Genomic DNA, 13,056 nt, shown 5'->3' with positions numbered 1-13,056 from the left:
ACAGAGCGACGAAGAGTGTTTCGGGAATGTATCCAACTCTGTCTTCGCCCACTAGTTTCCTAGTTTCGCCCTCAGAGCGCTTCGGGCCCTTGTGCGATGACACATCGGCCAAATGGGATGCGCGCGTCCGGCTGGCCGGTCATAGTGAAGGATACGTGAGAGATGGGCTCCTTTACACATCTTCATGGCAGTCTCAGGCCAGTGCCGCTTCGAGTAGCGTCCGACGAAGACGTCTTGGCGGCCGCTGCAGAGATTGTCGCGCTCGCCGCCGATGCTCCCGTTGGGCTTTCCGCTGAAGCGTTGGAGCGGTCCGGCCTGCTTGCCATTCCCATTCCGAACGATTTCGACGGCGCTGACGTTTCTAACCGGCTGATCGCACGCGTAGTGTCACAGATTGCTGAGGTGCAGTCCACCGCCGCCCGTGCGCTCGCCAGTCATTTCCGCGCTCTCGAATTGGTCCGTAACGCCGGGAGCGAAGAGCAGCGACGGAGCATCTACCTGCGTGTAGTCTCGGGTGAAAGGCTGTCGTCGGCTGCGGTCGGAGTTCACAGACCGAGTCAGCGGTACGTCACCGACGGTATCGGCTTCAAAGTCAGCGGTGCAATCGAGGCGGTCAGTCTCGGGGAGCCGGGATGGTTCGCGTTGCTTGCCTTGAGCGAAGCTGAAGTGTTGAGTTTATTGCTCGTGCAGCGCGGCAGCTCCGAAGTCCGTCTCGCCCATAGCGGCGAGCCCGCACTATACAACTTCGACCAGGTTCATGTGCCGGCCGACTCGGTGCTCGCCCTCAATAGCGACGCACTACCGCTTTCGCAGTCGCTAGGCAGCATTCTTCATGCTTCGACTATCCTCGGCGAGAAACGCCGGAAGCTTGCTGCGGAATTGCGGCACGGTGATAGCTCCTTTAGCGGCCGGTTGCGGGACGAGCGGATCGGACGATTTCGGTTGGACATTGAGATCCTAGCGGCACTGATTGAGCGGGCAGCTACCGCGCTTGACCTCGCGCAGGTTAATGCGACTCCGGCTGACGTGTCGGAGGCAAGCAGAATTGCCACCGCGCTTGAAATCGCTGCGCTGCCCGATGGCGCGCGGGAGACGCCTCGGTTGCTGGCAGAACTCGGGCAGACACTCACCAGTTAAGCTGGAGTGACGTACAGATGGTCGGCCTCACTCCCCTGCGGCGCGCGTACCGGCATCCACGTCGGGATCGGCGGCGCTTTCATGCTTGTCGCCAAAAATCCGCAAGTGTCATGTGAAGGGTCGCGATCGCATCGCAAACTCGGTCATCGATAGTCGGATCTGACAGCTGACCGGATCGTCACAGTCGTTGCACGCGTCAAACGCGGTTCTGCTCGCATGGCGGATGGGAGCGAGCGGTCCGTCATGGGGCCGTCAAAGCCCTGCGACGGAACCGACGCGTGCGGCTATGGAAATAGCGAGAGTACTGGTGAACTGAACTCTTCCGCTGTCATTAACGGGGATGCTCGCGTGGCAGCGAAAACCCCGCCCGCATCCGTGAATTGGAACACCCATCTGATGCGCAGCCGTTGTGCGCATTCTTTGAAGTGGCGTCTCATTCTCGATACCGAACCACTCGCTGCGCCTCAACTATCGCAGCGACGAGATCATTGAAATCGGCTCTGTCGTCCCTTCATGTGCATCGCCCGGCCGCTTCGTATTAATGCTGAGCCAAGATTAATTATGCGAAATGAAGGCGTTTGACGCATCTGTTGACTCTGTAGTTCACTCAGCAGAAAACAGATTGTGGCTAACGAGGGGATTTACCGATGGCTGACGAAAATAAAACGGAAACGGCTGCTGCGGGCGTTGAGACGCCTGCCGAAGTGAAACCATCAACGGCTAAGAAGCAAAGGTCACCACGGCCGCGGAAGGCGGCCCCAGTTGAAGCTAAACCCGAAGCGAGCGCTGCAAGGGTGTCGGTCACTAAGCCCAGGAAGTATGGCGAACAAGAAAAAGCTGAGAAGCTCAGACTGATCGAGACGCAAGTCGCCGAAGGCAAAAGCAAACTCAAGAACGCCATCAAGAGCGCCGGCATATCGGAGCAAACCTATTATCAGTGGAAAAGGGCCGCAAAGCTCGATGATAAACGGGAGTCCCTCGCCACTGACGATGAGTTGGCAGACCTTGTTCGACTCGAAGATGAGAATCAGAGGCTCCGCAAGCTCTTGGCAGAAAAGTTGCGCGCGGAAAATGCAGAGCTGCGCAAGAGGCTCGGGCTGGACGAATAGAAAAATTGGAACTCCGTGGGCCCACGATTTCGTTGGCCGCCTAGGGTTACGCCAGAAGTTTGGATTCGCTGGAATGTCTGCAATGTGGCTGGCGCGAGCGAGAGTTCGTGCCCTGGCTAGTTGAAGCGCGCGGTGAGGGGATATATGGATTCGCCAGCACGAGCGGTGGCGCCGACTGGTGCTCGCGGTTCAGGATTTGCTGAGGGTTGAGGGTACATGAAAACGCCACAAAGGAACTTCGTTGTTGAATTTAAGGCGGGGCGACGGCGGCCAAAAGAACGGACGAACTCAATTTGGGGTGACACAGACCTTAAGGCTTTGGCCCGTGAAGTTGAGGAATCGCATCTGCTCAGTTTAGGTGAAGCACCCGCGGCATCCGAGGCGAGCAAAAATTCGACGCCTGACCGGATTAATGGTGGTTCTGCCAGCGAATGCGACGGTGACGGCGTTGTTGCACCAGCGGCAGCAATACCTTCGACCGATGGCGCACAGCCTGACAATCAGCATGACGCTCATCGTCCGGAATTCGAAGCTGTTACGCAAATGCCAGAGAGCCAGCCAGTGTCCGGACCAACAACATCGAGGGGTGCTGTTGGAAAGCGCGCCCATTTCGCGCGCGTTCAAGCGATGCATGAATCAATGCGGACGCACGAGGATCAAAGCCAGCGATCTAACGCTCCCGGTGGTTTGCTCTTCGTAGACGAAGTTGCCGCCCTTGATATGGAAAACAGACGGCTCAAGAGGCGGCTCGCTGAAAGGCTCTGTGCAGAGAACCTAAAGCTCAAGAAGATGCTTGAGCGGTTCGGTCTTACATGACGAGATCGCACCGCACAAATGGCCGCCGCGTCAGGGAGGGGCCTCGTGCACCGTTTAGCAAGATAAGGTGTCGCCCTAATTTGTCCAGACGCGCGTATTCCCGAGCCCGGCTCTCTAACGAAGCGCTGCCATGCGGCACCTAGCCTGAATCTCGGCTGTCCGGGCGCACCGACGCGCTATCACAAGATCGAGCATGACTATGGGCGAGGTCCGCGCCCGCCAGCGCATCGGCCGAAAACCGGAACCGGATATCGGAAAGCTCGACGCGCAGCGCTTTAAGAACGCATTCTATTTGGCCGACAATGTTCTCGCCGCTCAGGTCGGCTTCCTGACCTTGCTCTTCAGTGCCTCGTAGCCGCGCTCACCGAGTACGGTCCGGGCCGCTGCCTTCAGCAGCGCGTGCCGTCCCTCTGCCGTCTTTGCCAAGTTCAGCCGCTCGCGCACCAGGGCCGATGCGGGCGTGATGATCTCGTGTGTTTCCACACAAAGGACCGGCTTGCCGGAGAGTTTCGCGATATTGACGGCTTGGCCGTGTTCGCTTTCGATGAACAGGACGGCATTCGTGCGTCGGTAGACCTCCGCCTTGAAGCGGCCGTGGGCGGCGAGACGCTGGCGCTCTTCCTTGCTCGGCAGGTCGAGCATGACTAGTTCGTCATAGTCGATGCCCTGCCGCGCGAGCCACGCCTCGGTCTGAGGGCGGTATATCTCCAGCCGGCTGGTCACTAGGGAGGCGATCTTGCGCGTTGGCACGTAGAGCGGGCGTGCTTGCCGGAGGAAGTGCAGATAGGCAGGACCATCATCGTTTTCCGCGTTGGTGGGGTCGAGACACAGCACGCCGTCGATGTCGACGCAGCTCTGGCCAAGGAACTTGTGATGCATGAAGTTCCATTGGAACAATCGCGGTTGCGGTACGACCTCGAACACGAAGTCCGTCTCCTCGTAGCGTTTGTAGGTGCCGTAAACGGCGGCGAAGATCAGCCGGTCGCGCGGAATTCCCGCGGCCGCCGCCTTCGCCCCGGCCTCCCTCATGGCAGTGCCGCCATTGATGCTGTCGTCGAGGATCAGAATCCTGCGCATTTCGGCCATCGTGCGTCCGAGCGATGCGGAACGCTTGGTAATCCCGCTCGAGAAAATCTTGCCTGCGACGAAGCTGTCGAGATCGGTCATCTGGATGTTTGCCGTCAGGCTGAGGAGATTGGCGGCCAACATGCCGCTGCGCGGGATACCGACGACCAGATCGATATCGCCGGGCAGTCGATGCAGGTTTCTGGTAATCGTGGCATCCATGTCGGCAATCGATCGATACTGCATCTTGTTGCACCTCTGAGTGGTGTTTGCGGGCTAAGCCGCTTCAAAATTTGAAGAGGTTTACCCCGAGTTGACTCCCGGAATAGGTGATGGGATCGTCCGGTCCGCGCCGCCAGGCATAGTCGGTCAGAAGATGGAAATCGGCGAGCAACAAGCGCTCCAACCGCTCCGGCCGGTGTGCGGGATCGTCGGACAGGAGCGCGCGCACCACGTCTGCGATATGCAGCCTTTCGAAAAGCGTCGTGGCGTCTGCCAGCTTCTCCGTCGTGAAATCCACCGGTTGCGCCTCTGGGACTCCAGCACGAAGGCACGATGAGATTGCCGAGATATCTCTCAAGCGTCGCGCGCACCATGCCCAGTTCCGAAATGGATCGCACGGCGGCATAGACGAGGCCGGTCGAACCGAGCCCGCCTGCCGCGAGCGCGAGCACGGTACGCCTCGAAACACCCTTCATTCTCCCCTCCTTCACGAGATGCGAGTGGCGGCTCTTAGCGAAAGCGCCGCCGCCGTCGGGCTGGGTTGGCGCAGGAGCAACTGATGTGCTCGTGCCGGCGATCGCAAGGTTGCGGAATTCGTGATGGATCAGGTCCCGGCCGACGACGGAGTCGCTTCGATCGTTGCCCATGCGAAGCGTGCCCTGGACATGTGATTCCGTGCCGCGAATGCCGCGGACCATGATCATCTCCACCGGCAGCGGCCGAGAATTTCGGGCTAGTCGGAGTTGTCGCCAAGCCGATTCGCAATCGGTTCGGGCAGCGGCTGCGTCTCATCTTTCTGCATTCCGGTGGCGATCGAGACGAATACCAGCGGACCGGAATAGCCCGGAACACTGATCGCTTCGGCCAGGTTCGTCCCCTCCTGCTCGAAGAGCGGGTTACCCTCGAGATAAACCGTGCAATCGAAGCCCAGTTGCGTCAGCAGGTTCTCGGGTAGCCTAGTCACCTGATTGTGCCTGGCGTTGAGCGTCTTGAGCACGGTCGGGATAGCATTAGGCAGGTGCTTCAGCCGGTTGTTGCTCGCGATGAGCGTCTTGAGCGCGGCGGGGAGTTGATCGGGTAGGCAGGTCAGACAGTTGTCCTCGGCAACGAGCGTCCTGAGCCCGGCCGGGAGGTTGGCGGGCAACTTGGCCAGCCTGTTGCTGCCGACGCTGAGCGTCCTAAGCCCGCCCGGTAGTGCGTCGGGCAAGCTGGTGAGCTGATTGCCGCTCACATCCAGCACCTCGATCGCGCGCGGGAGGGTACCGGGCAGGCTGGTTAACCTGTTGTCGCTCGCGATGAGCGTCTGGACCCCTTTGGGAAGGTTGTCTGGCAGGCAGGTCAGCTTGTTGTAGCTCGCCTCGAGTGTTTTTAGTCCGGCCGGTAACGTGTTGGGCAGGCAGGCCAGCTGATTGCCGTCGACAATGAGCACTCGGAGCCCGGGGGGAAGGCTGTCGGGCAGGTTGCTCAGTCGGTTATACCTGACGATGAATTCTTGGAGTTCAGGAGGAAGGCTAGTGGGCAGCTTGGTCAACTGATTGCCGACCACGTTGAGCGTTTGAAGCCCTGGAGGGAGGTCGTCGGGCAGACTGGTTAGCTGGTTGTACGCGGCCCCGAGGGTCTGGAGCCCAACCGGCAGTGCCCCGGGCAATCTGTTTAACCGGTTGTAGCTTGCTTGGAGCGTCTGGAGCCTTGCGGGGAGATTGAAGTCCAGGGTGGTCAGCTGATTGAGATCGACTCTGAGCGTCTGGAGCCCCGGGGGAAGTTTGTAAGGCAAGCAGACTAGCTGGTTATAACTCGCCTCAAGCGTCTTGAGGCCGGCCGGAAGTATATGCGGGAGGCAGATCAGCTGATTGCCTTCGACGTTGAGCCTCTGGAGTCCAGCCGGAAGTGCGTCGCTTAGGCGGGCCAGCCGGTTTCGCTCGGCGTTGAGCCATCGAAGTCCGACCGGGAGCGCGTCGGGCAGGCTGGTCAGGCGGAGGGATGATAGATTCAGCTCCGCATTGACATCGCCAGTCTCCATCCAGGCGTTTATTCGTCTCACCGCCTCTTTTCGACCCTCGTACTCGCCCTGTCCCTCTTTGCTCCAGAGATCCAGTCTCTCGTGCGGCGACACCTCCCTGAGTGCCAATTGCCGGCGTGCAATTTCGTGAGAATTGTGTGCGCCCGTTTGGGGCCGACCTGTATTCACCACTTCGCATCACTCCTTTATCCTGATCATGAGGGCGCCCGTGTCAGTGACCGCCGAGGCCTCTTCATCACGCAAAATCCATACCGGCTATCCTTCTGGGAAGTTTCAGAATCCCTTCTGAACCATCGGTGCACGCATTTCCCTTTGACGTGGAGCATTGATCCCAGCCGCTCCATTTGAGGAACACTTTGGCGGATGTTCTTCCGCGAGCAGGATACAGGGGCCACGGAAACAAGGCCCTGCTGTTCCACCTCTGCAGAAGCCACGCCGCGGCCAGCTGAGGTTTGCTGCTCATTCACTTCTTGCCTCGATTGCTGAAGCTGTTTCGACTATCGGTGATTTACCTCCGCGGTTATTCTTGTGCGTGTTGTGTTCCCGCCGCCGCGGCGATTTCACGACGCAGCCAGGCATGTTCGGGGTCGCGATGGCAACGCTCGTGCCAAATCAGCGCGACCTCGTAGGGCTTCAGCTCCATGGGCGGATCGACAATCGCAATCGACAGAATGGCGGCGATCCGTGTCGCGACGCGGTGCGGTACAATCAGCACCAGGTCGGTCGCCGCGACCACCACCGCGGCGGTCAGCACGCTGGAAACCAGCACGGGATCGCGATTCGGCAGATCCAAGGTGTCCAATTGATCGTAGATTTGGCCGAAGCCGTCGTCGCAGTTCGACGCGATGGCGGCGTGGCGCAACGCCGCGCAGCTTTCGAGTGTCCATTCCTGCGCCAGCGCCGGGTGGTCGTAACGCAGCAGGCAGACGAAACGGTCGGTGTAGAGGCTGCGCCGCAGATAACCGGGGGGAGACGTGCCAATCTGTCCGACCGCAAGGTCTATTTCGCCCCGTTCAAGTCGGCGCAGCGCGCCAGCGAGAAACGGATTGGTGACGATGTCGAGTTGAGGGGCGCGCTCGCGCAACTGCGGCAGGAGGCGCGGCAGCAGGACTAGCGCTTGGTGATCAGGCATCGCCAATACCGCCTTCGAACGCCATTCCTCTCGGGCCAAGCTTTGACTTGCCACGATTTCACGGATCGCATTCAACACCGGTCCCAGCATACGGGCGAAGCGCTCGCCCCGCGGAGTGGGGACCAAGCCGGTCGAGGAGCGAACCAAAAGATCATCATTGAACGCGGCGCGCAGCTTTGATAACGCCCGGCTCATCGTCGGTTGGCTCTGTCCGATGTGCTGGGCTGCACGCGTGACGTTACGGTGCTCCATCAATGCGTCGAGCGCCACCAACAGGTTCAGATCCATCGATGCCAGGTTCAGTTTTCGATATGGCCGTGCTTCGCGGCTGTGAGCGGCGATCTCACGACTGAAATCTAGGTCATCCATGGGTTTCTCCTTAGGAAGCGGTGTTCTCACACCACGACCTTGAGTATTGCCTTCGCTGTCTAGACCGAGGACAGAAGGTGTTCGATCCGACTGTTCGGTGATTGGTTGACGATGGGAGTGGGCACATCAGCAACGTTAGTCGAGCGGTCCGACGCCGTTCGCCTTGCAAGGTTGCGTCAGCGAAGTAATGACGGTTCAATCCTCGCAGCCGCCGTCGTGGCCGGCGAAAGAACGCGGACTTACGCTTCCAGGCAATCGGAGAGCGCTCGACTGTGTTGGAGTCCATCTCAATGCGATGCTCATCGATCAAATTGGAGAAGCACCGAAAGGTGATGAGCCCCTGCGTCTGTCTTTTTCGCCAGACCGTGATATCGCTACAGCCCGTGACCTGCAGCGTTCTGCTGGAGTCGGAGAGATGGGGGCGCCGCTCGGCCTTCGGGTCAGGTGCGGCAGACGCAAGCTGTTCCGGGATGGTTTGGTCTTCGCGCCAATCGCCCTCCGCATTGGCCCGGAGCGGCTCAGTCGTCCTGCGGCTGCGGCCTTGAGGTGGCAGGGAGGTCAAGGCACAAGAGTCGCTTGAGCAGGCACGCTCTATCGATATTCTCTTGATTGCGATCGGCAGAAAACTCTTGAAGAGGCCGTTCGGTGGCGCACTAAAGCTATGGCTAACGATGCCGGTCATTAGCTTCAGGACGCCTAGATCGTAGTTTCGGCTTGGCGTAGCCTTTTTGGCAGAGTCGTCGACATCCATCTTGCTCCTCATCTCGGCTGCCTCCGGTTCAAGGTGAGCACTTCGTGGTCACCTCGGTTCAAGTCTCCACGGACCGTTCCCAAAAAGGACATGGACATGTGGGCCCCGCTGTACAGATCGCGCTGTCCGGTTCTTCGAGGCGTTGTAATGCAACATCCCATCGAATTGGCAAAATCCATTATTTTAATGGAATAAATCCGCGTCATGGATAGGCGGGTATTTCAAGCTTGTGATTTCATCCCAAACATCGGGTTCGGCCGGGGCGCCGCCGGTCCGCGAAAGCTGCTTTTCAGGGGACGTCTGGGCGCATTAGTCCTGGCAACTTTCTTGACCTGTGCCAATGCCCATATAGCGCTGGCCCTGTCACCCTGCGGTTGACGCAATGCAGCGCGCGCCGTGTGTCATCTACCCTGACGATGTCCGTCTAGAGGATGGTTCGGTGTAGGAGCTGCGGCGCTGTCGTATTTGTCGTTTCCCCGACACCTTGCGTTAGACAGGTGTCCCTCCGCACCCTCTCTAAGCCTTTGAATTAACGTTCGGAAGGCTATTGGCACGACTCTTGCGACGCCCTCGTCGTGAGACGCGGGAGCTGCCTATCGACTCCGGGTGCCGTGACGGCAGGAAGGAAAGCACATGTTAGATCGACGTCAGATCCGCATTCAGTGGGGAACGAGGCCCTCCCGCGGAGTGCGAATTTCTTATAAATCCGGCCGGAGACGACACTCACAACCAGCCAATGTCAGGCCATGGCTGCGGATGGATGCGGAGATGGATTTCGACCAGTATGTGATTGCCTGTATCCTTTTGCGTGCGCTCGAGGAGATCGACGTTGGCCAGGCGACGGCGACGGAGGCGACCGGCCTTTCGCGAGCCGAGTTGCAGGATATTCTCACTCAAAGTTTTCCCCCTGGCCTCGCCGACGCCTTCTCCCTGGAAGAGGCAAGCGATGCCGAGCCTGGCGTGGAGGAAGAACTTCTGCGAGGTATGTTGCTTTCGCATGCCCGGCCGGGCGACCCCGCGAGCGCCCGCTTCGCCAAGATCGTTGCCCGGCGCGCCTTGCGCCATGACCACCTCTGGCAGAACCTTGGCCTTTATGACCGGTCCGAGCTCAGCCGCTTGCTTGCGAGCCATTTTCCCACACTGGCAGCTGGCAACACCAATAACATGAGATGGAAGAGGTACCTTTACCGTAAGCTCTGCGAGGCTGAAGGCTTTTCGCAGTGTACCGCGCCCACTTGCCGAGGTTGCATAGATTTCAAAACCTGCTTCGCTTCGGAAGAAAGCTAAGTCGTAACCGGTGTTTCGCTCCCACCTGATACATCTCCCTCAGGTGAATGCCTATGGAGGGGGGTAATAGGTCAGGGCTCGCGATATCGTGGAGAACATAACGCCATGGCCGATCCCGCCTTGAAGGACCTTTCCAGCAATCGGTCAGCCGCGTTCGTCGGCGGGGCTGCTATCGGCACCCTTGGTGGCCTGATTGGACTTGGCGGTGCGGAATTCCGTCTACCCCTTCTAATCGGTCCGTTCGGATTTGCCGCATTGGAAGCGGTGATCCTCAACAAGGCCATGAGCCTAGTCGTCGTAGCGTTCGCCCTGCCATTTCGGGCGGCGACTGTTCCGTTCGATCAGATCGCGGGGCATTGGCCGATCATCGTCAATCTCCTGGCCGGAAGTCTCGCAGGTGCCTGGCTCGGCGCGGGCTGGGCGACGCGGCTGAAGTCCGAGACGCTCTACAAGGTGATTGCCATCTTGCTATTCATCATTGCGGGCGTGCTCGTGTTTGGTTACGACATCTCCGCCGGGGTGGCCCTTGTTGCGGGGGCGACGCAGATTGTTGCGGGCGTGGTCGCGGGCCTCGTGATCGGCATCGTGGCATCCCTGCTCGGGGTCGCAGGCGGCGAGCTTCTGATTCCAGCCCTCATCCTTCTCTTCGGCGCAGACATCAAACTCGCGGGCAGCCTCTCCCTGGCGGTCAGCCTGCCGACGATGATCGTCGGGTTTACCCGCTACAGTCGTGACCAGAGCTTTGCCGTCATCAAAAGCAACCGTATTTTCCTGCTCGTCATGGCCTTCGGATCGATCCTTGGCGCGTTTATCGGGGGACAGCTCCTCGGCATCGTCCCGAGTGTCGTGCTGCTGCCTGCTCTTGCTTTGATCCTGATGATTTCCGCGATCAAGATATGGCGGCACACGTGATCCGCTGCCTCCAGATTTCCTACGCGCCAGCGCACGATCTTCAACGGTCGTGCGAAGCGAACCGCCAAGGTAGCAATTCATCGATCCGGCTCTGCTTGTGGCCGTTGACGATGGCGGTGAGCGTGGCGGTCGGGTAGGCCAGCGGATCGATAGAATTGAGTTTGCGGTTTATGCCGACCGTCAAATTATGCCGAGCACCTCTTCCAACATATTGCAGAGGGTTTTTAGCTTGGCGTCGCGTTATTCGACATCGCGGAGCGCGCCGAGTCTGACAGCGACGGTCAGTTGAAAACGTGTTGGGCTAAGCCGCGGGCGCGAGCGGCGTTCTATGGGTATTGAATGCTGCGCGTCCAAGGAAAGGGCATCGCACAGTGGCGTGATGCAGGGGTGGCGGGAGCGCGGGTGACGAAAGCTGCACGGATTTCGGTTTCGATAAACGTGACGATTGACGCTGTGTCTTGCCCGGGAGGGACTGGCGGGCAGGACGGCACACACCTTGGCGGGATCGACGCGGTTTGCCGGCCGAACGGGGCGATGCGGCGCCGATGAAAGCAGTGTGGTTCTTTCATGACGTATGCCAGTATCGCAAGGTGTCCATGGAGAAACTCCTTGTCACTTTTCCATGGAAAGCCCATCACAGATCAGGCGACAGTGGGCAACGTGGGGCAAAACACCGGTTACGCTAAGTCGCCTGCCACGGATCAAGAGCAGGATCCATTTGGCTAAGAACGCTTTGCTTTCATCGGCGGCACGAGGCCTCCGGGCTTGTTCGCCATCAGCACAAACCCGCACGCCTTTCGCGGCGTCGTTGCACGGAGGAGGGGATGTTCATCGCCTCGCGATATTTTGTGACGGTGCGACGCGCAATGCTGATGCCGCTTTCCTTGAGCTTGGCGACGATGTCGTCGTCGGAAAGCGCTTTATCGAGCGGTTCTGCGGCGATTATCGATTTGATGCAATGGCGGACAGTTTCGGCGGAGTAAGCGTCGCCGCCTTTTGAAGAGGCAATCGCGACGGTGAAAAAAAACTTCAATTCGAACACGCCGCGCGGCGTGAGCATATACTTGTTCGACGTCACGCGGCTTACCGTCGACTCGTGCATGTTGATCGCTTCAGCGACGGCTTTCAGATTGAGCGGTCGAAGATGAGCGATGCCATGTTCCAGAAAGACATCCTGCTGGCGGACGATTTCGGTTGCTACCTTGAGGATCGTCTTGGCGCGCTGATCGAGGCTGCGAACCAGCCAGCTCGCGTTTTGGAAGCATTCGTTGAGGAATGCCTGGTCTTGCGAGTTGTGAGTGGTCAGGCGAGAGACTTCCGCAAAATAGGTCTGGTTGATCAGCACCTTGGGCAGCGTGTCCGGATTAAGCTCGATTTGCCATCCGCCTCCAGGCGAAGGCAGCACGCAGACGTCGGGTATGATGTATTCCGGTCCTCCGGATTGGAACCTGTTTCCAGGCTTGGGATCGAGCGTACGGATCTCATGCAACATGTCGAGAAGGTCATCTTCATCGACTCCGCAATCACGCTTCAATGCTCGAAAATTGCGTTGCGCAAGCATCTCAAGGTTGGCGACCAAAGCTGCCATTGCCGGGTCGAACCGGTTTCGCTGACGCAACTGTATCTCGAGGCACTCGCTGAGACTTCTCGCGAATATTCCCGGCGGATCAAGGAGCTGCAGGGTCCCGAGAATCCGCTCCACATCCGTCTCCGGGACATTCAGCTTCTTAGCCAATTCCAAAAGGTTTACCTGAAGATACCCGGTGTCTTCCAAATGGTCGGCAAGCTCCCGGGCAATCAACCGTTCCTGCGGGGTGAATGCCGTGAGGGCGATCTGACGAGCCACATGGTCGTGCAATGTTTCGGGGGTGGCGGCAAACTCCGCCAGGGCAGGGCTTTGAGCCGCGGGAATATTGGCGGTATCTCGGATTGATTTCCATTGACCGAGCAGTTCCGGGATTTCGACCCCGGTCGACCTATCAACGGAGTCTTTGCGCGTGCTGATGTTCGGATCCTCCTCCGAAATCGTCGACACATCTCCAGAAGCGGTACCATCGTTTGACGCCAGCTCCAAAAACGGGTTTTTCTCCAATTCCTGCTCCACGAACTGATGCAATTCGTGATGCGCGAGCTGGAGCAGGCGGATCGACTCGATGAGTTGGGGGGTCATAGTGAGCGTTTGCTGCTGACCCTGTTGAAGGCTTGTGAAGGACTTCATGATTGAAGCGAACTCCGA

Annotated in this window: 10 protein-coding genes and 3 pseudogenes; 5 read left to right on the top strand and 8 right to left on the bottom strand. The window is 59.0% G+C overall.

Features of this window, described 5'->3' with window-relative positions; all coding sequences use genetic code 11:
* Positions 1-234 precede the first annotated feature (234 nt).
* Positions 235-1,137: an acyl-CoA dehydrogenase family protein gene (locus tag M728_RS27485; RefSeq protein WP_245269795.1), complete on the top strand. Its 903-nt coding sequence runs from the start codon at positions 235-237 to the stop codon at positions 1,135-1,137.
* 79 nt (positions 1,138-1,216) lie between these two features.
* Here M728_RS27485 and M728_RS27480 read toward each other — a convergent pair.
* Positions 1,217-1,389, bottom strand: a pseudogene (locus M728_RS27480) (Rrf2 family transcriptional regulator); the annotation flags it as partial.
* Between the two features lie 395 nt (positions 1,390-1,784).
* Between M728_RS27480 and M728_RS27475 the strand changes: the two are divergent.
* Positions 1,785-2,246, top strand: coding sequence for a transposase (locus tag M728_RS27475; protein WP_026622558.1), 462 nt, complete (start codon positions 1,785-1,787; stop codon positions 2,244-2,246).
* Positions 2,247-2,462: 216 nt separating this feature from the next.
* On the top strand, positions 2,463-3,062 hold the full coding sequence (locus M728_RS27470) for a hypothetical protein (protein WP_034884322.1): 600 nt from the start codon (positions 2,463-2,465) through the stop codon (positions 3,060-3,062).
* A gap of 315 nt (positions 3,063-3,377) precedes the next feature.
* On the opposite strand, the gene M728_RS27465 is transcribed toward M728_RS27470, so the two are convergent.
* The 5 genes and pseudogenes from M728_RS27465 to M728_RS27445 form a co-directional block, all read right to left on the bottom strand.
* A complete protein-coding gene (locus tag M728_RS27465; protein ID WP_026622557.1) occupies positions 3,378-4,373 on the bottom strand; it encodes a phosphoribosyltransferase family protein in 996 nt (331 codons plus the stop codon).
* A gap of 40 nt (positions 4,374-4,413) precedes the next feature.
* The gene (locus tag M728_RS27460) at positions 4,414-4,647 is read right to left on the bottom strand and encodes a hypothetical protein (RefSeq protein ID WP_051441016.1); all 234 of its coding nucleotides are present in this window, start codon (positions 4,645-4,647) and stop codon (positions 4,414-4,416) included.
* A 189-nt stretch (positions 4,648-4,836) separates the two neighbouring features.
* A pseudogene (locus M728_RS27455) lies at positions 4,837-5,068 on the bottom strand (GMC oxidoreductase); the annotation flags it as partial.
* A 14-nt stretch (positions 5,069-5,082) separates the two neighbouring features.
* Positions 5,083-6,540, bottom strand: a complete 1,458-nt coding sequence (locus M728_RS27450) for a hypothetical protein (RefSeq protein WP_156943543.1) — start codon at positions 6,538-6,540, stop codon at positions 5,083-5,085.
* Positions 6,541-6,889: 349 nt separating this feature from the next.
* Entirely contained in the window at positions 6,890-7,870 is a 981-nt protein-coding gene (locus M728_RS27445) for a LysR family transcriptional regulator (protein WP_026622556.1), read from the bottom strand.
* A gap of 1,384 nt (positions 7,871-9,254) precedes the next feature.
* On the opposite strand from M728_RS27445, the gene M728_RS27440 reads away from it, so the two are divergent.
* A complete protein-coding gene (locus M728_RS27440) occupies positions 9,255-9,908 on the top strand; it encodes a nitrogen fixation protein NifQ (RefSeq protein ID WP_026622555.1) in 654 nt (217 codons plus the stop codon).
* A gap of 105 nt (positions 9,909-10,013) precedes the next feature.
* Complete coding sequence (locus M728_RS27435) at positions 10,014-10,820, top strand: sulfite exporter TauE/SafE family protein (protein WP_026622554.1); 807 nt, start codon at positions 10,014-10,016, stop codon at positions 10,818-10,820.
* Positions 10,821-10,860: 40 nt separating this feature from the next.
* On the opposite strand, the pseudogene M728_RS27430 reads toward M728_RS27435, so the two are convergent.
* Together M728_RS27430 and rpoN are read right to left on the bottom strand one after the other, a co-directional pair.
* Positions 10,861-10,983, bottom strand: a pseudogene (locus tag M728_RS27430) (transposase domain-containing protein); the annotation flags it as partial.
* A 612-nt stretch (positions 10,984-11,595) separates the two neighbouring features.
* Positions 11,596-13,038, bottom strand: a complete 1,443-nt coding sequence (gene rpoN / locus M728_RS27425; RefSeq protein ID WP_026622553.1) for an RNA polymerase factor sigma-54 — start codon at positions 13,036-13,038, stop codon at positions 11,596-11,598.
* Positions 13,039-13,056 lie beyond the last annotated feature (18 nt).

Origin of the sequence: Ensifer sp. WSM1721 (assembly GCF_000513895.2) — a bacterium.
GTDB lineage: Bacteria > Pseudomonadota > Alphaproteobacteria > Rhizobiales > Rhizobiaceae > Sinorhizobium.
Note: the sequence above shows the minus strand (reverse complement) of the source record. Positions and strands in the feature narration are given on the sequence as shown.

What these genes read in the sequence shown, in the direction of transcription:
- M728_RS27475 (WP_026622558.1), top strand. Translation starts at nt 1,785, where the DNA reads ATGGCTGACGAAAATAAAACGGAAACGGCTGCTGCGGGCGTTGAGACG.
- M728_RS27470 (WP_034884322.1), top strand. Translation starts at nt 2,463, where the DNA reads ATGAAAACGCCACAAAGGAACTTCGTTGTTGAATTTAAGGCGGGGCGA.
- M728_RS27465 (WP_026622557.1), bottom strand. Translation starts at nt 4,373, where the DNA reads ATGCAGTATCGATCGATTGCCGACATGGATGCCACGATTACCAGAAAC.
- M728_RS27445 (WP_026622556.1), bottom strand. Translation starts at nt 7,870, where the DNA reads ATGGATGACCTAGATTTCAGTCGTGAGATCGCCGCTCACAGCCGCGAA.
- M728_RS27440 (WP_026622555.1), top strand. Translation starts at nt 9,255, where the DNA reads ATGTTAGATCGACGTCAGATCCGCATTCAGTGGGGAACGAGGCCCTCC.
- M728_RS27435 (WP_026622554.1), top strand. Translation starts at nt 10,014, where the DNA reads ATGGCCGATCCCGCCTTGAAGGACCTTTCCAGCAATCGGTCAGCCGCG.
- rpoN (WP_026622553.1), bottom strand. Translation starts at nt 13,038, where the DNA reads ATGAAGTCCTTCACAAGCCTTCAACAGGGTCAGCAGCAAACGCTCACT.